General features: G+C 51.3%; 18 protein-coding genes. 8 read left to right on the forward strand and 10 right to left on the reverse strand.

Annotation, left to right across the window (positions count from 1 at the left end; all coding sequences use genetic code 11):
- Positions 1–36 precede the first annotated feature (36 nt).
- The 4 genes from ACYQ27_RS01545 to glmM all read left to right on the forward strand — a co-directional run bounded on the left by ACYQ27_RS01545 (position 37) and on the right by glmM (position 7,070).
- Complete coding sequence (locus ACYQ27_RS01545; RefSeq protein ID WP_460041758.1) at positions 37–3,999, forward strand: glucodextranase DOMON-like domain-containing protein; 3,963 nt, start codon at positions 37–39, stop codon at positions 3,997–3,999.
- 29 nt (positions 4,000–4,028) lie between these two features.
- On the forward strand, positions 4,029–5,156 hold the full coding sequence (locus ACYQ27_RS01550; RefSeq protein ID WP_460040876.1) for an ABC transporter ATP-binding protein: 1,128 nt from the start codon (positions 4,029–4,031) through the stop codon (positions 5,154–5,156).
- A gap of 79 nt (positions 5,157–5,235) precedes the next feature.
- Positions 5,236–5,658 carry a UPF0146 family protein gene (locus tag ACYQ27_RS01555; RefSeq protein WP_456453036.1) on the forward strand — a complete coding sequence of 141 codons (423 nt, stop codon included), beginning with the start codon at positions 5,236–5,238 and terminating at the stop codon, positions 5,656–5,658.
- Between the two features lie 44 nt (positions 5,659–5,702).
- Positions 5,703–7,070, forward strand: coding sequence for a phosphoglucosamine mutase (glmM, locus tag ACYQ27_RS01560; RefSeq protein WP_456453034.1), 1,368 nt, complete (start codon positions 5,703–5,705; stop codon positions 7,068–7,070).
- On the opposite strand, the gene ACYQ27_RS01565 is transcribed toward glmM, so the two are convergent.
- A complete protein-coding gene (locus ACYQ27_RS01565; RefSeq protein WP_456394850.1) occupies positions 7,048–7,863 on the reverse strand; it encodes an MBL fold metallo-hydrolase in 816 nt (271 codons plus the stop codon). The two genes, glmM and ACYQ27_RS01565, sit on opposite strands and share 23 nt — an antisense overlap.
- 174 nt (positions 7,864–8,037) lie before the next feature.
- Between ACYQ27_RS01565 and ACYQ27_RS01570 the strand changes: the two genes are divergently transcribed.
- From ACYQ27_RS01570 to ACYQ27_RS01580, 3 genes are all read left to right on the forward strand, one after another.
- The gene (locus ACYQ27_RS01570) at positions 8,038–9,267 is read left to right on the forward strand and encodes a M20 family metallo-hydrolase (protein ID WP_456453032.1); all 1,230 of its coding nucleotides are present in this window, start codon (positions 8,038–8,040) and stop codon (positions 9,265–9,267) included.
- A gap of 93 nt (positions 9,268–9,360) precedes the next feature.
- Positions 9,361–10,623, forward strand: coding sequence for a serpin family protein (locus ACYQ27_RS01575; RefSeq protein WP_456453030.1), 1,263 nt, complete (start codon positions 9,361–9,363; stop codon positions 10,621–10,623).
- 31 nt (positions 10,624–10,654) lie between these two features.
- Positions 10,655–11,398: an RlmF-related methyltransferase gene (locus ACYQ27_RS01580; protein WP_456453028.1), complete on the forward strand. Its 744-nt coding sequence runs from the start codon at positions 10,655–10,657 to the stop codon at positions 11,396–11,398.
- A 4-nt stretch (positions 11,399–11,402) separates the two neighbouring features.
- Here ACYQ27_RS01580 and ACYQ27_RS01585 read toward each other — a convergent pair whose 3' ends face one another.
- From ACYQ27_RS01585 to ACYQ27_RS01625, 9 genes are read right to left on the reverse strand one after another with little or no spacing between them, the layout of a single operon-like run.
- Complete coding sequence (locus tag ACYQ27_RS01585) at positions 11,403–11,636, reverse strand: lipoyl domain-containing protein (protein WP_460040877.1); 234 nt, start codon at positions 11,634–11,636, stop codon at positions 11,403–11,405.
- 8 nt (positions 11,637–11,644) lie between these two features.
- Positions 11,645–12,649 carry an alpha-ketoacid dehydrogenase subunit beta gene (locus tag ACYQ27_RS01590; protein ID WP_456453024.1) on the reverse strand — a complete coding sequence of 335 codons (1,005 nt, stop codon included), beginning with the start codon at positions 12,647–12,649 and terminating at the stop codon, positions 11,645–11,647.
- Between the two features lies 1 nt (position 12,650).
- On the reverse strand, positions 12,651–13,655 hold the full coding sequence (locus tag ACYQ27_RS01595) for a thiamine pyrophosphate-dependent dehydrogenase E1 component subunit alpha (protein WP_456394859.1): 1,005 nt from the start codon (positions 13,653–13,655) through the stop codon (positions 12,651–12,653).
- A 42-nt stretch (positions 13,656–13,697) separates the two neighbouring features.
- A complete protein-coding gene (locus tag ACYQ27_RS01600) occupies positions 13,698–14,138 on the reverse strand; it encodes an OsmC family protein (protein WP_460040878.1) in 441 nt (146 codons plus the stop codon).
- A gap of 5 nt (positions 14,139–14,143) precedes the next feature.
- Positions 14,144–14,452: a DUF6506 family protein gene (locus ACYQ27_RS01605; protein WP_460040879.1), complete on the reverse strand. Its 309-nt coding sequence runs from the start codon at positions 14,450–14,452 to the stop codon at positions 14,144–14,146.
- A gap of 32 nt (positions 14,453–14,484) precedes the next feature.
- Positions 14,485–15,522 carry a hypothetical protein gene (locus ACYQ27_RS01610; protein WP_456453018.1) on the reverse strand — a complete coding sequence of 346 codons (1,038 nt, stop codon included), beginning with the start codon at positions 15,520–15,522 and terminating at the stop codon, positions 14,485–14,487.
- Between the two features lie 45 nt (positions 15,523–15,567).
- Complete coding sequence (locus ACYQ27_RS01615; protein WP_456394863.1) at positions 15,568–16,089, reverse strand: VOC family protein; 522 nt, start codon at positions 16,087–16,089, stop codon at positions 15,568–15,570.
- A gap of 29 nt (positions 16,090–16,118) precedes the next feature.
- Positions 16,119–17,102 carry an alpha-ketoacid dehydrogenase subunit beta gene (locus tag ACYQ27_RS01620; RefSeq protein ID WP_460040880.1) on the reverse strand — a complete coding sequence of 328 codons (984 nt, stop codon included), beginning with the start codon at positions 17,100–17,102 and terminating at the stop codon, positions 16,119–16,121.
- Positions 17,090–18,094 carry a thiamine pyrophosphate-dependent dehydrogenase E1 component subunit alpha gene (locus ACYQ27_RS01625; protein WP_460040881.1) on the reverse strand — a complete coding sequence of 335 codons (1,005 nt, stop codon included), beginning with the start codon at positions 18,092–18,094 and terminating at the stop codon, positions 17,090–17,092. The genes ACYQ27_RS01620 and ACYQ27_RS01625 overlap by 13 nt, the downstream gene beginning before the upstream one ends.
- A 165-nt stretch (positions 18,095–18,259) precedes the next feature.
- Between ACYQ27_RS01625 and ACYQ27_RS01630 the strand changes: the two genes are divergently transcribed.
- On the forward strand, positions 18,260–18,505 hold the full coding sequence (locus ACYQ27_RS01630; RefSeq protein ID WP_460040882.1) for a biotin/lipoyl-containing protein: 246 nt from the start codon (positions 18,260–18,262) through the stop codon (positions 18,503–18,505).
- Positions 18,506–18,509: the final 4 nt, after the last annotated feature.

Here is an 18,509-nt window from a genome sequence, read left to right on the forward strand (position 1 = left end):
AAGATGAAAGCGGCTGCGGTATTTCTTGCTTTTTTGATGTTTGGAAGTTTTGTTGGAATGTATGGATACGCAAAAGCAGATGATGCAAAACCCCTGAACGTCATAATAGTGTGGCACATGCACCAGCCGTTCTACTATGATCCTATAAACGATCAGTTCGTTCTTCCGTGGGTCAGGTTGCATGCAGCCAGGGATTACTGGATGATGCCAGCTATACTCAGTAAGTATCCAGATGTACACGCCACTATTGATCTCTCCGGATCTTTAATTCAGCAGATAGTTATGTATACAGAAGGCAAGATGGATTTAAGAGAGGAGATCACAGAGAAGATAGCAGAGGGAAAGACTCTGACAATGGATGAAAAGTGGCTCATGCTTCAAGCTCCCGGAGGCTTTTTTGATAATACCATACCTTGGAACGGGGAACCTGTTATGGATAAGAGCGGGAACCCAATGAGGAGGACATGGGTCAGGTACAAGGAACTAACCGATAAGAGGAATGCTCTGTTCGCCAAGTATGGGAACTTGCCCCTTGAAGAGCAGAAAGAAGAAATAACCAGCGAATTTACTGAACAGGATTACATAGACCTAGCGGTTCTGTTTAATCTGGCATGGTTGAATCATGAATACATAGTTGAGCATCCAGAACTCAATGCCCTATATGAAAAGGTGGATTCGGGGGGATACACAAGGAAGGATGTTAAGACCGTTCTGGATGCTCAGAAATGGCTACTCTCTCATGTTTTTGAAGAGTATGAGAAGGTTAACTACCTCCTGGGGAACGGCAATGTTGAGGTTACAGTAGTCCCATATGCTCATCCGATAGGACCAATACTCAATGATCTTGGATGGGAAGATGATTTCAAGGAACAAGTTCAGAAGGCAAACGAATTGTACAAGAAATATCTCGGTAACGGAACCGTTACTCCGAAGGGAGGATGGGCTGCAGAATGTGCTCTCAATGATGAAACCCTAAAGATCCTCGCTGAGAATGGGTGGGAGTGGGTCATCTCTGACCAGCTCGTTCTTCAGAAGATGGGAATTCCCAGCAGTATCTCAAACTATTATAAACCATGGGTTGCTGAATTCAATGGAAAGAAGATATACATATTTCCACGTGATCATGTGCTGAGTGATAAAGTGGGCTTCAATTATGCTGGAATGAACCAGAAACAGGCGGTTGAGGACTTTATAGGGGATTTGCTTAAAGTGCAGAAGGAGAACCGGGATGGTTCCCTCGTATATGTAGTGGCTCTTGACGGTGAAAATCCTTGGGAGAACTATCCATATACAGGGAGTGCTTTTCTGAACATGCTTTACAAGAAACTTGAGGAACTCCAGAGGGAAGGACTCATACGAACTGTAACTCCCAGCGAGTATATAAAGCTCTACGGTGACAAGGCGAATGTTCTGACACCAAAGGAGATGAAATATCTTGATCTTAAGGATAATCTCCCTGCACTCCTCAAAGCTACGAGCCTGAGAGAACTCTATGGCCTTGCAGGAAAAACCGAAGAGCATCTTTGGCCTGAATCAAGCTGGATAGATGGGACCCTTTCCACATGGATAGGGGAAAGACAGGAAAATCTGGCGTGGTACTGGCTTTATGTGGCAAGAAAGGATCTTTTTGAACACAGAGAAAAAATGAGTCCAGAGAAATGGGAAGAAGCGTATGAATATCTCCTCCGTGCGGAGGGGAGCGACTGGTTCTGGTGGTACGGCAAGGATCAGGACAGTGGTTTTGACCAGGGATTTGGGAGGCTCTTTAAGGATTATTTGTATGAGATGTATAAGCTTGCGGGATTAAACCCCCCAAGCTATCTTTATGGCAATTACTTCCCCGATGGAGAGCCGTACGTCATCAGGGACCTGACCGGCCTTAAAGAGGGGGAAAAGAAGGAGTGGTCAAGCCTTTCAACCCAAGCTAAGAGTATTGGACTTTATTTTGACGAACAGGGTCTCCACTTTACGATGAAAGGCAATCTTACCCAGCTTGAAATTAGCATCTGGAATCCAAAACGCTTCGTTGGGAATACATTTACCCTGCTTCAGAAAAAGCCCACTGAGTTTGCATACTCTCATTATCCGTACAGCAGAGATAGTGTAGGGCTCATGATAACAACACATGTTGTCTACAAAGATGGAAAGGTCATGATTTACAATGCCACAGGCTATGATGGTTATAAACTCATAGGAAACGGGACTTCAAAAAGAACTTCAGGCGGTATTGAAGTTACAGTGCCGTTTAAATTCATTGAAACTCCCTCAGATATATATTTCGCAGTATCAACTTTAAAGAATGGGAAGCTTGATATCATAACCACTCCCATAGAGGTCAAATTACCCATGGAGGTTAAAGGTGTTGTAATTGCAGATATAAAGGACCCGGAGGGGGATGATTACGGGCCCGGGACTTACACGTACCCGACCGACAAGGTCTTCAGCAAAGGCGACTTTGATCTCCTCCGCTTCAGGATGCTTGAGCAAACTAACTATTACGTGATGGAGTTCTATTTCAAGAAGCTCGGCGATAATCCGTGGAACGGGCCGAACGGCTTCAGCCTGCAGATCATAGAGGTCTACCTCGACTTCAAGAAGGGCGGAAACACCTCTGCAATCAAAATGTTCCCCGATGGGCCGGGCAGCAATGTGCAGCTTGATCCGAAGCATCCGTGGGATATAGCATTGAGGATTGCAGGCTGGGACTACGGGAATATAATTGTGATTCCGGGTCAGAAGCCGATTCAGGGCGAGATGAAGATATCTGCGGATCCAACGAGGAATGCAATAATAGTCAAGATACCCAAGAAGTACATCCAGATCAACGAGGACTACGGTCTCTATGGGGCGGTTCTTGTCGGCAGTCAGGACGGTTACGGGCCGGATAAGTGGAGGACTGTTGCTGTTAAGGCCGAGCAGTGGAAGGGTGGTGGTGCGCCTGCAGATGCAGTTATAGAGGGTGTTGCTCCAAGAGTGTATGACCTGCTTGTTCCTGCTGGATTTAAACCCACTCAGGAGGAGCAGCTGAAGAGCTATGATGCGAAGGCCAAAAAGCTCGCCACAGTCAGAATGATACCCCTCATGAAGACGGGGATAGTCATAAAGGACCCGGAGGGGGATGATTACGGGCCCGGGACTTACACGTACCCGACCGACAAGGTCTTCAGCAAAGGCGACTTCGACCTGCTCAAGTTCAAGATGACCGAGGAGGACAAATACTGGCGCTTCGAGTTCTACTTCAAGAAGCTTGGTGGTAACCCATGGAATGCTCCTTACGGCTTCAGCCTGCAGATCATAGAGGTCTACCTCGACTTCAAGAAGGGAGGCAATACAAGTGCGATTAAGATGTTCCCGGACGGCCCCGGCTCAAACGTCCAGCTTGACCCGAAGCATCCGTGGGATATAGCATTGAGGATTGCAGGCTGGGACTACGGGAATATAATTGTGATTCCGGGTCAGAAGCCGATTCAGGGCGAGATGAAGATATCTGCGGATCCAACGAGAAACGCCATCATAGTGGAGCTCCCGAAGAAGTACCTCACAATAGACAAGAACTATGGTCTCTATGGGGCGGTTCTTGTCGGCAGTCAGGACGGTTACGGGCCGGATAAGTGGAGGACTGTTGCTGTTAAGGCCGAGCAGTGGAAGGGTGGTGGTGCGCCTGCAGATGCAGTTATAGAGGGTGTTGCTCCAAGAGTGTATGACCTGCTTGTTCCTGCTGGATTTAAACCCACTCAGGAGGAGCAGCTGAAGAGCTATGATGCGAAGGCCAAAAAGCTCGCCACAGTCAGAATGATACCCATAATAGCGGGTGCAAAGCCGACTCCGACCCAGACGAGCACAACCACCACAAGCACCTCCAGCAGTTCATCCACAACGACTTCCTCAAGCAGCACCTCATCGCCATCAACAACAAGCGCTGGCGGTGGAGGAATCTGCGGTCCGGCGGCTCTCGTCGGCCTCGCACTGATACCCCTCCTCCTCAGAAGGAGGAGGTGATTCTTTCAAATTTTTACGGGGGTGATAGTATGGCTGGTGTTAGGCTTGAGGGTGTCTGGAAGAGGTTCGGGGACTTTACTGCTGTTAAAGACATGAATCTTGAAATAAAAGATGGCGAGTTCATGGTTCTTCTTGGTCCGTCTGGTTGTGGTAAGACTACGACTTTGAGGATGATTTCGGGGTTGGAGGAGCCTTCGGAGGGTAGGATTTTTATTGGGGATAGGCTTGTGGCTGATCCTGAGGCTGGAGTTTTTGTCCCGCCGAAGGACAGGGATATTGCCATGGTTTTCCAGAGTTATGCTCTGTACCCGCACATGACTGTGTATGATAACATTGCATTCCCGTTAAAACTGAGAAAGGTTCCCAAGCAGGAGGTTGATGAGAGGGTTAAGGAAGTTGCCGAATTGTTGGGTTTGACTGATTTGCTGAAGAGGAAGCCTAGAGAATTGAGCGGTGGGCAGAGGCAGCGTGTTGCTTTGGGCAGAGCAATAGTCAGGAAGCCCCAAGTGTTCCTCATGGACGAGCCCCTGTCAAACCTCGACGCGAAGCTGAGGGTTAGAATGCGCGCTGAGCTTAAGAAGCTTCAGAGGCAGTTGGGAGTTACGACGATTTACGTAACGCACGACCAAGTTGAAGCAATGACAATGGGCGACAGGGTTGCCGTGATCAATCAGGGCCTCCTCCAGCAGGTGGGAACTCCTGACGAGGTTTATGATAGGCCGGCTAACATTTTTGTGGGTGGTTTCATCGGCTCGCCCCCAATGAACTTCATTGATGCGAGCATCGTGGAGGACGGGGCAGGGGTGTGGGCGGACTTTGGAGAGTTCAGGCTTAAATTCATGGAGGATCAGGCCGAGGTGCTCAGGGAGGCCAACCTGATCGGGAAGGAGGCACTCTTCGGCATCAGGCCTGAGGATATTTATGATGCTATGTTTGCTCAGGTTAAGGTTCCCGGGGAGAATATGGCCAGAGCCAGGGTTGAAATCGTCGAAAACCTCGGAAGCGAAAAGATAGTCCACCTCCGTGTCGGAGACATAACGTTCCTCGGATCCTTCCACTCGGAATCGAAGGTTAAGGAGGGGCAGGAGGTCGATGTGGTCTTCGATATGAAGAAGGCTCATGTCTTTGACAAGAAAACCGAAAAGGCCGTCTTCTGAGTTCTAATTTTATTTTTTGTTTTTTCATTCTCAATTTCAACCGGGCAACCCTTTTAAATCCTTCTGCATACCCCCCACCATGTCCATTGAAGACTTTGCCCTCTACATTGGGGGGAGGATAAGCGGAAGGGTTGCTGAGATAGGCGTTGGATTTAACTTCAAGGTGGCCCTGAAGCTGAAAGAGCTCGGTCTGGATGTTTTTGTGGTGGACTGGAATAAAGGTGCCGTTGAAAAAGCCCGGGAGCTCGGTCTCGAAGCTTACGTGGATGACGTTTTTAATCCTGACCTGATGCTTTATGAGGGTGTTGAGGCCCTGTATTCGGTGAGACCGACCCCGGAAATTGTAAGGCCGATTTTGAAGCTTGCGGAGAAGCTCGGGGTTCCCGCTTACATCCTCCCGTTCTCCCTCGATGAAATGCCCAGGGGGCTGAAGCTTGAGAACTACAGGGGTCTTGCCATCTACACAACGGAAAAATTTAAACCCCCATTGAAGAAAGGGTGAGCGATGACAATGACGCCGGCCTTTCATCTCGTGAGGTGATTTGAATGAAGCTTTTTGGGACAGCTGGAATTAGAGGCGCCATAAACGATAGGGTTACGCCGGATCTGGCTTTAAAGGTTGGAAAATCCCTCGGGACGTATATCCGGGAGGGAAAGGTGACCGTTGCAAGGGATGCAAGGACTTCAAGCGTAATGCTTGAGGGGGCTCTGATCTCCGGCCTGCTGAGCACGGGAATCGAGGTGATAAGCCTTGGACTGATTCCCACACCTGCCCTGGCATGGAGCACGAAGCAGCTCGGCGATGCCGGGGTTATGATTACCGCATCCCACAATCCCCCCACCGACAACGGCATCAAGGTCTTCAACGGGGAGGGAATAGAGTTCTATCTTGAGCAGGAGGAGGAGCTTGAGAGGATAATTTTCTCCGGGGAGTACAGAAGAGCCGCATGGGATGAGATAAAGAAGGTCAGGAGAATGGACATCATAGATGACTACATAGGGGCAGTTCTCGATTTTGTGGGTCATGAGACAGGCCTGAAGGTTCTTCTGGATGAGGCAAACGGAGCCGGTTCGGTGGTTGCACCCTACCTTCTGAGGGAGATGGGGGCAAAGGTGATAACCATCAACGCCCATCCTGATGGACATTTCCCCGGGAGAAAGCCTGAGCCGAGGTATGACAACATAGCCTATCTTGGAGGGCTTGTGAGGGAGCTGGGTGCAGACCTGGCGATTGCCCAGGACGGAGATGCCGACAGAATAGCCGTCTTCGATGAGAGGGGCAGCTATGTTGATGAGGACACCCTTATAGCTCTCTTTGCAAAGCTCTATGTGGAGGAGCACGGCGGAGGAACTGTCGTTACCTCAATAAACACCGGTTCCAGGATTGATAAGGTTGTTGAGGACGGTGGGGGTAAGGTCTACCGCGTGCCCCTGGGCCAGCCCCATGACGGCATAAAGAAGTACAACGCAATCTTTGCCGCAGAGCCGTGGAAGCTCATCCATCCAAAATTTGGCCTCTGGATAGACAGCTTCGTCACGATGGGTCTGCTGATAAAGCTCATAGATGAGAGCGGAAAACCCCTGTCAGAACTTGTCAGGGAAATTCCCACGTACTACCTCATCAAAAAGAACGTGAAGTGTCCTGAGGAATACAAAAAGGCTGTGCTCGACATGGCCCAGCATGAGCTCCAGAAGGCTCTCAGGGATGAGATAAAGGAGGTTCTTACAATCTCCGGCTTCAGATTCAACCTCAGCGATGGCTCATGGGTTCTGGTGAGGCCGAGCGGAACCGAACCGAAGATAAGGGTCGTGGTGGAAGGGGTTACGGAAAAAAGAAAAGAGCAGCTTTTCAAGCTTGCCTATGGAATTGTCAGCAGAGCCGTTGAGAGGCTCAAACAAACTTCGCGGGTCTGAGGGTTTTCACCGTTATATCCTTTTTATCCATCATGACCTTGAATCCTTCCTTTGCGACGAATGTTTTAACGCCCGTTACGTTTTCTATGAACCTTGCCTCCTTGTAGGGATTTGCAAAGTGCATCTTCATGCCTATGTGGTTCATTACAATGACCTCCGGCCTCTGCCTCATGGTCTTCAGCATATAAACGACATCCTCGGTGCACAGATGATACGGTATCCTCATGTCCCTCGGCCTGGTTATTGCTATAATCATGAGCCTTGAGCCCTCGTGCCATCTCTTCAGCTCATCGAAGTACTGCGTATCCGGTATGTATGATATGTCCCCGAACCTCGTCCCCATTCGAAATCCTATGGTTGTGGGATCTGAATGCATCGAGGGCGTTATCGTGAGTTCTTCCTCACCGATGGAGAGCCGGTTCCCCGGTTCGGGTGTGTGGACCTCTTCAAGCGAGTCGAGATGATATTTTGAAACGGCCGGATTGTAGCTGTCATCACCGTAAACGACGCTCTTTGAGGCTATCAGGACACCCCTCTTCTTCAGTGCTCCGCCGGTCATGGCCTCTATCATTATCTCTGCATCGCTGCAGTGGTCAACATGTCTGTGGGAGACGAATATGACGTCGAGCTTCCTCGGATCGAGCTTGTAGCGCCATGACCGCACCAGGGCACCCGGCCCCGGGTCAACGTAGAGGTTCCTGCTTGCTTTGATGAAAAAGCCTCCTGTGGAGCGGAACTGCGTTATCGTAATGAACCTGCCGCCGCCGCTGCCCAGAAAGGTTATCTCTATCACAAGTACACCCCCGTTTTCTTTTTCAGACAGTAAAACTAGGATGGGAGGGTATATAAGATATTTGGCCTTCCTAATCATGTCCGGACTGTGTGCTGATGATTTTTCATCACGCCCTGTACAGCAAATCGGCAAAACCGTTTAAAGCACATTGTGTAAATTAGAGTGGTGATAATCATGAATGAAATCCTTAGGGAAATTGAAAAGCTTAGGGATGAGATGGTTGGTACTCTTGTGGAGCTTATTAGAATCCCGGCGATAAGCCCGGATTACGGCTATGAGGGGGAGTATGACAAGGCAATGAAACTCTTGGAAATTATAAGGGAGTGGCCGTTTGACAGGATTGAACGGTATGATGCCCCGGATGAGAGGGCCAAGAATGGTGTTAGACCGAATATTCTCGCTTATTATTACGGCGAGCAGGGTGAGGAAAGCCCGCGCATGTGGATTCTCACGCACTTGGATGTCGTTCCGCCCGGCGAAGGATGGACGGTTACGGAACCCTTCAAGCCGGTCGTCAAGGACGGCAAGGTTTACGGCAGGGGGAGCGAGGATAATGGACAGAGTATTGTCTCTTCGCTTTACGCGGTTAAAGCGTTGATGAATCTCGGCATAAGGCCCAAGCGCACGATAATCCTGGCCTTTGTGAGTGATGAGGAGACGGGAAGCAAGTACGGTATTGAGTGGCTGATGAAAGAGCATCCCGAACTCTTTAAAAAGGACGACCTCGTCCTCGTGCCTGACGGGGGTAATGAGGACGGAACCTTCATCGAAGTTGCAGAGAAGAGCATCCTCTGGATGAAGGTGAAGGTTAGGGGCAGGCAGGTTCATGCGAGCATGCCGGATAAGGGGCTCAATGCGCACCGTGTAGCTCTGGATTACGCTTATCACCTCGACAGGCTTCTTCACGAGAAGTACAATGCGGAGGATGAACTCTTCGACCCTCCTGTGAGCACTTTCGAGCCAACGATGGTGAAGAACCCCGCTGATTCGCCGAATATAGCTCCGGGCGAACACGAGGTCGTCTTCGACTGCAGAATCCTGCCGGATTACAGCATTGATGATGTTTTGAAGGATGCGGAGGAGCTTGCAAAGGAGATTGAGGGCAGATACCCGGGAGCAAAAATTGAGATTGAGGTAATCCAGCGTTTGGACGCTCCGGAACCCACTCCAAAGGACTCTGAGATAGTCAAACTCCTCAGGAAGGCCATTAAAGAGCTCCGCGGAAAGGAAGCCAAGGTCGGCGGAATAGGCGGCGGGACATTCGCGGCTTACTTCAGGGCACTTGGAATACCCGCCGTGGTGTGGGCGACCATAGATGAGCTTGCCCATCAGCCCAACGAATATGCAAAGATAGAAAACATCGTTGAGGACGCCAAGGTCATGGCGGCCCTGGCTCTTCTCTGATTCCTCTTTTGTGGCCGGGGTTTTACTTCAAACTTCTTTGAAGTTATGGAAGGATATTTATACCCATGTGGATAATAATCCACGGTGGGATGAATGGGCGTGAGGGCTAAAGCTATCGTTATCATTCTCTCTGTTATTGTTCTGGCCAGTGGGTGTGTAACGGCTCCGCAGTCGGATATGGAACCACACAGCGCTCCCAACACCTCGAATGATGTCCTGAGCCCTATGAGGACTCCTGAAGTGCAGGGGATTGCTGATGCCAGCAATCTCTTTGCGTTCCAGCTCTACAGGAGACTCGGGCCTGGAAACATATTTTTCTCGCCCTTCAGCATATTCACAGCCCTTGCCATGGTATATGAGGGTGCGGCAGGTAAAACCGCTGAAGAGATGGAGGGCACACTTCACCTCCCGGCCAATGCTTCCCTCCGCAGAGAGGCCTTCAGAACCGTCCTCCTTGATGCTGAAAATCCGACGGGCCTTAACCTCAAAATAGCGAATGCCCTCTGGGTTCAGAGGGATTTTCCGGTTAAAAAAAGCTATCTGGATGTCATTGAAAGGTACTACCTTGGGTATGTGGAGGAGGTAGACTTCAAGCAAAATCCGAGGGAAGCGGAAAAAGAGATAAACCGATGGGTGGAGGAGTGCACGAATGGAAGGATAAGGAATCTCGTCAGCGGTCTTTCCCGGCTTACAAGATTGGTTATAACGAATGCCGTCTATTTTAAGGCCAACTGGTCGCTCAGGTTCAACCCAAATGATACACACAACGGCACCTTTAAACTGCCCTCCGGCAAAACCGTGCTCGTTCCGATGATGCACAGGAGGGGTCGGTTTGGTTACTATGAGACCGATGACCTTCAGGTTCTTGAGATGCCCTATGAAAGTGATATAAATCACAGGTTCAGCATGCTCATAATCCTTCCAAAGAAAGCGAATGGGCTGGGTGATGTTGAAGAAAAGCTCACTCCTCAGTTCCTTGAGGAGATTATAAACTCGATAGCACCTCAGAAAGTTGATGTGACAGTTCCGAAGTTCAAATTTGAAGCGAGCTACTCTCTCAAGGAGCCCCTGATGGAGATGGGCATACGGGAGGCATTTAACAGGGCGGATTTTTCGGGAATATCTGGAAAGCCCCTTGCGATAAGTGAGGTAGTCCACAAATCATTCATAAGCGTCGCCGAGAATGGTACCGAGGCCGCGGCAGCGACGGCCATAACGTTAACAGCGGCTGCTCCTCCCGGAGAAGAACAGAAATACAAGGTTTTCAAAGCAGACCACCCCTTCATATTTATGATAATCAACAGGGAGAGCGGGATGGTAATCTTCATGGGGAGGTTGGTGGACCCGGAGGGTTGAGCTTTTAAGCTCCTCCTCCTTACCTTATCCCATGCCCGCCTGGAAGGACGGAAAGCTCGGACTGCCTGTGAGGGAAGCGGTTGAGCTCTTTCCGGAGCTGAAAGACTACCTCGATGAACGCGGAAGGCTTGACTTCTCAAACAGAAAAGCCAGAATACTATACAACAAAGCCATAGCGAAGGCCATCTTTGGCCTTGATATAGAGTATCACCCGCGAGGGCTCGTGACAACTCCTGTCTCGCGCTACCTATTCCTGAAGACGTTTCTAAGGAGCGGAGGGAGGGTTCTCGAAATAGGAACCGGGCACACCGCCATGATGGCCCTTATGGCGGAGAAGCTTTTCAACTGCGACGTTATAGCGACGGAGCTCGATGAGGAGTTCTTCGAGTACGCAAAGGGTAACATAGAGAGAAACAGGGCGAAGGTTAAGCTGATAAAGAGCAATGGAGGAATAATCCATGGCGTTATCCCAGAGGGGGAGAGGTTCGACGTAATCTTTTCCGCCCCGCCATATTACGGGAGGCCGACGAGGGGAGTTCTGACTGAGATGGAAGGCGTTGGAGGGGGCGAACACGGAGAGGCCTTCTCTTTGAGGCTCATAAAGGAGGCTCTGGAGTATCTGAAGCCCGGCGGAAAAGTGACCCTCTTTCTCCCCGACAAGGAACCGCTGATAGAGGCTATAACGAAAAAAGGAAAAGAACTGGGCTACTCCGTGAGGGACGTTCGCTTTAAGGTCGGGACGAGGTGGAGGCACAGTTTGATACTGGAAAAATAAAAGGTCAGGCCACGATGAGGCCTATCACCTGGCCCTGCTCCACCTCCTCGTTTTCCTTAACCAGAATCTTAAGCCTCCCGCTCGCCGGGGCCTTAACGTGCACTGTAACCTTCTCTATCATGACCTCCGCTATTTCCTCGCCCTCCTCGACGGGGTCGCCGTCGTTTTTGTACCAGCTCAGCAGGACGCCGGTCTTTTCCTCCTTCGTCGTCCGGGGTACCTTGACCTCTACCTTCATTCTGCCGCTCACCCGACCATGTCCTTCACTGTCTTCACTATCTTCTCCTTGTCCGGAAGGACGAACCTCTCCAGCACCCTGCTGTACGGAACCGGGACGTCCGGGTAGGCTATCCTCCTCGGCAGGGCTTTGAGCTCGTTGCCTATCCTCTCGACGACGGTGGCTATTATCTCACCGCTCATCCCGTAGCTCATGTAGTCCTCATCCACGACGAGAAGTCTTCCGGTCTTCCTGACGGAGTTTATGAGGGTCTCCTTATCGAGGGGAACGAGGGTTCTCAGATCAATGACCTCGGCGCTTATCCCGTCCTTTTCAAGCTCTTCCGCCGCCCACAGGGCTTCATAGACCATGCGCGATACAGTCGCTATGGTCACGTCGTCGCCCTCCCTCACGACTTTGGCCTCGCCGATGGGGACTGTGTAGGGCTCCTCGGGCACCTCAACCGCTGCTTCCTCAGGGGAGGGCATCCATCCAAGTCCCATAAGCCCTTTGTGGAAGAAGTACATGACCGGGTTGTCGTCCCTGATCGCGGAGATCATAAGCCCTTTTGCATCGTAGGAGTTGGAGGGGATCACTATTTTGAGCCCCGGAACGTGGGCGAACAGACCGTATAAGCATTGGGAGTGCTGGGCTGCGTCGCTGTAGCCTCCACCGATGGCCGTGGTTATGACTATGGGCATCCTGACCTGCCCGCCTGACATGTAGTGCGCCTTGGCGATGTGGTTGTATATCTGATCCATCGCCACGCCGAAGAAGTCCACGAACATCAGCTCGACTATCGGCCTCATGCCCTTCGACGCTGCCCCGAGGGCGGCGCCTATGAAGGCCGACTCGCTTATGGGCGTGTCCCTGACCCTCTCGGGGCCGAACTTCTCAAGGAGCCCGTTCGTGGCGCCGAAGATTCCACCGTAAGCACCGATGTCTTCACCCATGACGAAGACGTTCTCATCGCGCTCCATCTCCTGCGCTATCGCCTCGGCTATCGCCTTGTACATGGGAAGCTTCCTCGCCATCTCACTCACCCCCCGCAAAAACGCCCTTCAGAGCTTCTTCCGGCTCGGGATACGGGCTGTTGAGGGCGAAGTCTATGGCCTCCTGAACTTCCCTCTCGTTCTCTTCCTCGATTCTCGCCAGCTCTTCTTCCGTGGCGATGCCCTTCTCGAGCAGCAGCTTTCTGAAGTTGACCAGCGGGTCTTTCTCCTTCGCCAGCTCGAAGTCCTCCTTCGGTCTGTAGAGCTGCGGGTCGCCTTCGAAGTGTCCCCTGAGCCTGTACGTTCTGACCTCTATGAGGCTCGGCCCCTCTCCGCGCCTGGCCCTTTCAACGGCCTCCTTTGCGACCTCATAGACCGCTATAACATCTGCACCGTCAACGCTGACACCGGGAATTCCATAGGCCTTGGCCCTCTCGCTGTTCTTGGCTACAGCCGTTGACTTGTCCTTCGGAACAGAGATCGCCCAGCCGTTGTCCTCTATCAGGAATATCACCGGCAGCTTCCAGACGGCTGCAAGGTTGAGCGCCTCGTGGAAAGTCCCTTGGTTGGCCGCCCCGTCGCCACCGACTGCGACCGCCACGTAGTCCTCGCCCTTCAGCTTTGCAGCTATGCCAACCCCAACGGCCTGCGGGAAGCTTGCACCGACGATTCCGCTGCAGCTGAAGTTTTTGGAGGCATCGAAGAGGTGCATGTGGCCGCCCTTGCCCCCGGAAAGACCTGTGGCTTTTCCAAAAATCTCGGCCGTCATCTTCTTCAAATCCACACCTTTCGCTATCGCGAAGTGGTGGGCCCTGTGGGTTCCTATAACCGCATCTTCGTCCTTGAGGTGTATGCACACACCAACGGCGGCTGACTCCTGACCTGAGGACAGGTGCAGCTCTCCGGGAATTGGACCGGCCGAAATGTCAAAGCGCGGGCTCTTTCCCTCGTAGTACCACTTCGCCAGCGTCTCCTCGTACGTCCTAATCTTGTGCATGGTCTTGTATATCTCCAGCAGGGTTTCCTTTGGTATTTCCTCAACTCCCATTCTTCACCCTCCGCCTGTTATTAAGATGCAAAAAACAAAAAGTCATCCGGGCTTAATTTCGATTTTTACCGGCGTTGAATTTTTCAAATTGTCAGTAACAGGACAGCGCTCCTCCACTTCCTTCAGGAGCTCCTCAATTTTCTCCCTGGAGGCATCGGTCTTCAGGTAAACAGAGACCGTCACCTCCGTGAAGCCTGCGCGTCCCTCCTCCGAGAGACCCTGGAACTTCGCAGGGTTCAGCTTTCCGGTGAGGGCCAGTTCAAGCGACTCAACCGGTATCCCTTTCTCCTCCGCGATTCCCCTGATGGTAACGTTCAGACAGCCGGCCAGAGCCACGAGAAGGTACTCCACGGGGTTTGGGGCCTCGTTGGTTCCTCCTATCTCCTCTGGCTCGTCGACGAGAACCTCGAAATCCCTTACCTTCGCGAGCAGTTTGGTCCCCGAGAGAGACTTTCCTGTTATGTAAAACGTCCACTCCTCCATCTTTATCACCCGAATATGTTATCTCCGCTTTTGTTCTCCAGCCCGGGGTGTATGTCAAACCTGACAACACCGACCGGGATTCTTCCTTCAACAGCTTCGACAACCTTTGCCACGCCGAGGTTGCCAAAACCGCCGCACAGCTCCATCGCTGCAATTCCTTCCTCGACAAGCTTTTTTGCAACTCTGCAGGCTTCCTCGTAATCCTTCACTCCAACCACGTGGAGCTCGACAACCGGGGTCTTAACCACGGCTCTGTGCTTTTCGGGCTCTGCCCCGGGAGCCAAAAACATGAAAGCGGCCTTGAGCTCACCCATACATACACCTCCAACTCTTTGATGCACATCATTCAGTCTTCCCACGACCACGAGGGCGGGAATCCCGTTCTCTTGGATGGGAAGCACAGGGGTATCGCAAATCCCCAATGTACTCCTGCATAAGCCAGAACGAACGCCTGGAGTAGGTAGTATGTGTCTTGGGGACTTGTTGGGGGCCATATGTGCTTAGTTATTGCAATGCTCACCAGAACTGCGATTATCTGAATTATGATAACCCCAATGAAGCCTATGATGGCGCCGAGTGTCGGGGGCTTTATCCTTTTCCAGGGCCATCCCTCAAATATGACGAAGACGCTCCAGTTGAAGCTGCACCCCGCTCCAAACCATATCAGGAAGTAGAGGGAATAGCCGCTTGTGAGGGAAGCATAAGGTGCATCCAGCGAGAAGTTGAACTGACCGAGTAATGATGCAATTCCTATTGCCAGGAACACCACCGCCATGTTTATGACCCAGAAGGTTATGCCCCTCTCGTAACCCTTCATGTCCTTGCTCCAGTAGGCTATAATTCCGGAGCCCAGGAGCCACTGTGTGGGAACAAACCACCAGGCGGGCATAAGCCCGGGTTTTGGAAGTACTATCATTGTTGTTATGACCAGGGAGTACCAGAGCAGCAGATCCAGCACAGCCTTTTTGGGAGCCGGTGTCTCTCCCCACAGGTGGAAGGAGAAGTCTGTCACCACTATCCAGAAGAACAAGCCTGCCAGTATTGGAAATCCGTAGGTCTGAAGGTTAACCAGCTTGCTTGCAGCATACCAGCATATTACACCCAGTATCCACGAAACGCTGAGCATTGTGATCCCGCGGCTCCACCAGCTCTCTATCTTGTTGAAGGGCCAGTATCCCCATACCACGAATGCAAAGACCCACCAGAGAGCCCATAGGTACGTCCCGACGATATCGAGCCACTCCGCTCCGCAGATGGAAACTCTCGTGAATATCAAATGTCCGATCCACCAGTTCAAAATGGAGGCTATGATAACCGCCAGCATCACGGGCCAGTGATACCCCCATTTCTGCCCCTTTTCCTCTTTCTCGGGCGTTTTTACCACCTTCCAGTGTCCTTGAAAAAATTAAAAATAAAGATTGAAGCCTGCTCATCCTATCCACGGTATTTTGGCATCGGGCGGATACACGGCATCGGGCTCGGGCCATTTGAAGTTCTCGGGAGGCTTGTAAATCTCGGCAATAATCTTCAGATCATCCTCCGTTGTCAGGTATGTGTAGATGAAATCACACCATGTGCCGCCCTGCAGGATTTTATGACCCTTGGAACGGAAGAATTTCATGGCTTCATCGTAATCCTCAACCGCAAAGGCCACGTGATGAAGTCCCTCACCATGCTCCCGTAGAAACTCCGCATAGATGCTCTTGTCGTCCTTTGGCTCTATCAGCTCCCACTGGACCTTTCCGATGTTGCACAGGGCGATGCGCATGGCGTAATCCTCTCTCCTGTCCCTTATGATCATGTCCTTCACTGTCTCGGGATTGAACTCATATATCGCCCACGGACCTATCCCGTATTCATCCGCATACTTCTTAACGGTCTCATCGAGGTTTTTCACAACGACCGCAACCTGAAGCACATCCGTAAATATGGGCTTTTCCACAATCCTCACTTCCCTTCTTTCTAAAAATTTAGAGGAGGTCAGAGGATTTCTCTTACCGCTTTTTCAATCTTCTCGGCGCTCGGTATCCACTCACTCTCAAGGGCGGGGCTGAACGGGACTGGGGTTGCAGGTGGGGTTACTATCTTCACGGGGGCTTTTAGGCTGTCAAAGGCTTTGCTCGCGGCTAAAGCGGCAATATCCGATGCAAAGCTTGCCCTCGGATACCCCTCATCAACGACAACGAGCTTTCCGGTCTTCTTTATGGAACCCAGAATGGTATCCACGTCGAGGGGGACGATTGTCCTCGGGTCAACCACTTCGATGCTTATCCCTTCCTTTTCGAGCTTCTCCGCGACCTCCAGGGATTTGTGAACCATTGCGGCGGTTGCAACGATGGTAACATCCTTCCCTTCCCTCTTGACATCCGCCTCCCCGAGTGGAATTGAATATGGCTCCTCCGGAACCTCGCCCTTAATTGCGTAGAGTCCTTTGTGCTCTATGAATATCACCGGGTCGTCGTCCTCTATCGAGGAAATCAGCAGTCCCTTTGCATCATAGGGCGTCGATGGCATCACCACTTTCAGACCGGGCACATGTGAGAACAGTGCATGGAGGGACTGCGAGTGCTGTGCTGCCGCCGAGAAGCCGGCTCCACATGTTGTCCTGAGAACCATGGAGATTTTGGCCTTCCCTCCAAACATGTACCTCATCTTTGCGGCCTGGTTGTAGAGCTGGTCAAATGCCACCCCGAGAAAGTCTATGAACATGAGCTCCACCACGGGCCTCAGGAGACCCGTTGCAGCCGCACCGACGGCGGTTCCTATGAAGCCGCTCTCTGCTATCGGGGTGTCCCTAACCCTTTCAGGTCCATACTTCTCATAGAGCCCTGCGGTTACGCCATAGATGCCGCCGTAAACCCCCACATCTTCACCCATGACAACCACTTTTGGATCCTTTGACATTTCGTAGTCGAGGGCTTCATTGAGTGCCTGTGCGAATGTTATTTCCCTCACCACTGCCATACGAGCACCCCCTTGGTTGGCGTTGAGAAGACGTCCTCCACAACCTCCTCCTTTGAGGGCCACGGACTTTCCTCGGCGAACTTAACGGCTTCCTCAATCTCCTTCTTTACCTTCTCCCAGATCCCATCGAGCTCCTCCCTTGTTGCAACTCCCTTTTCTAGGAGCTTGTCCTCAAAGAGCTTTATGGGGTCCTTGTTCTTCTTCCACCATTCCACCTCTTCCTTCGACCTGTAGACCTGCGGATCCCCTTCGAAATGTCCTCTAAATCTGTATGTCTTGGCCTCTATGAGCGTGGGGCCTTCACCCCTCCTCGCCCTTTCAATGGCTTCCTTTGCGACCTCATAAACCGCCAGAACATCCTGTCCATCCACGCTGACTCCCGGGATTCCGTAGGCTTTCCCTCTCTCCGCAACGCTCTTAATCGCCTGCTGTTTGTCATAGGATAGTGATATCTGGTACTGGTTGTTCTCACATACGAACACCACCGGGAGCTTCCATATTGAGGCGAGGTTTATTCCCTCATGGAAGTTCTGCTGGTTTGAAGCACCGTCACCGAAAAAGGCAACGGCAACGCTGTCGAGACCGTTGAGCTTTATCCCCAATGCAGCTCCGACAGCGTGGGGAATTCCTCCTCCTACTATACCATTGGCTCCAAGCTCACCAACGTCAAGATCAGCTATGTGCATTGAGCCGCCCTTTCCCTTCCCGCTTCCGGTCTTCTTTCCAAAGAGCTCGGCCATTGATGCCTTTATATCCCCTCCCTTGGCAATGTAGTGTCCATGTCCCCTGTGGGTGCTGGTTATGTAGTCCTCTTTCCTCAGATTGGCCATGACACCCACTGCGACAGCTTCCTCCCCCACATAGAGGTGGACAAATCCGGGTATTTTCCCCTGGGCAAAGAGCTCCGCAACCCTATCCTCGTGCACTCTAATCCTCACCATGGTTTCGTACATCCACAAAAGCTTCTCCTTTGGAATCTCCTCTACAGGCATGGTCTTTCCTCCATTAGTTTTGATTAAAGCAACTATGACTATATCAAAAAAAGGGCTTAATCGTGATGTTGTTTTGCAAAACTACTATATACGTATTTCGCAAATGTTATATAGAATATGTCAGTTATTAATGCACGGACTGTTGATTTAGATGGGGGTAATCTCATGGGGAAAGTAAATGTGATTATGCCGAAGTTTGGAATGACGATGAAAAAGGGAACCATACTGGAGTGGAAGAAGAAAGCAGGCGATAGAGTGGAGAAGGGGGAGGTTATTGCCATTGTGGAGTCCGAGAAGATAACGGGGGAAGTTGAGGCTCCTGCATCGGGCACCCTTGTGGAGATTCTCCATGAGGTTGGGGACGAGGTCCCTGTTGGAGAAACAATTGCGATAATAGAAGCAGAAGAGTGATTTT

Source organism: Thermococcus atlanticus (assembly GCF_054657855.1).

Excerpts from the sequence above, each read along its gene's own strand:
- ACYQ27_RS01545 (WP_460041758.1), top strand. The coding sequence starts at position 37 with ATGTTTGGAAGTTTTGTTGGAATGTATGGATACGCAAAAGCAGATGAT.
- ACYQ27_RS01550 (WP_460040876.1), top strand. The coding sequence starts at position 4,029 with ATGGCTGGTGTTAGGCTTGAGGGTGTCTGGAAGAGGTTCGGGGACTTT.
- ACYQ27_RS01555 (WP_456453036.1), top strand. The coding sequence starts at position 5,236 with ATGTCCATTGAAGACTTTGCCCTCTACATTGGGGGGAGGATAAGCGGA.
- glmM (WP_456453034.1), top strand. The coding sequence starts at position 5,703 with ATGAAGCTTTTTGGGACAGCTGGAATTAGAGGCGCCATAAACGATAGG.
- ACYQ27_RS01570 (WP_456453032.1), top strand. The coding sequence starts at position 8,038 with ATGAATGAAATCCTTAGGGAAATTGAAAAGCTTAGGGATGAGATGGTT.
- ACYQ27_RS01575 (WP_456453030.1), top strand. The coding sequence starts at position 9,361 with ATGGGCGTGAGGGCTAAAGCTATCGTTATCATTCTCTCTGTTATTGTT.
- ACYQ27_RS01580 (WP_456453028.1), top strand. The coding sequence starts at position 10,655 with ATGCCCGCCTGGAAGGACGGAAAGCTCGGACTGCCTGTGAGGGAAGCG.
- ACYQ27_RS01585 (WP_460040877.1), bottom strand. The coding sequence starts at position 11,636 with ATGAAGGTAGAGGTCAAGGTACCCCGGACGACGAAGGAGGAAAAGACC.
- ACYQ27_RS01590 (WP_456453024.1), bottom strand. The coding sequence starts at position 12,649 with ATGGCGAGGAAGCTTCCCATGTACAAGGCGATAGCCGAGGCGATAGCG.
- ACYQ27_RS01595 (WP_456394859.1), bottom strand. The coding sequence starts at position 13,655 with ATGGGAGTTGAGGAAATACCAAAGGAAACCCTGCTGGAGATATACAAG.
- ACYQ27_RS01600 (WP_460040878.1), bottom strand. The coding sequence starts at position 14,138 with ATGGAGGAGTGGACGTTTTACATAACAGGAAAGTCTCTCTCGGGGACC.
- ACYQ27_RS01605 (WP_460040879.1), bottom strand. The coding sequence starts at position 14,452 with ATGGGTGAGCTCAAGGCCGCTTTCATGTTTTTGGCTCCCGGGGCAGAG.
- ACYQ27_RS01620 (WP_460040880.1), bottom strand. The coding sequence starts at position 17,102 with ATGGCAGTGGTGAGGGAAATAACATTCGCACAGGCACTCAATGAAGCC.
- ACYQ27_RS01625 (WP_460040881.1), bottom strand. The coding sequence starts at position 18,094 with ATGCCTGTAGAGGAGATTCCAAAGGAGAAGCTTTTGTGGATGTACGAA.
- ACYQ27_RS01630 (WP_460040882.1), top strand. The coding sequence starts at position 18,260 with ATGGGGAAAGTAAATGTGATTATGCCGAAGTTTGGAATGACGATGAAA.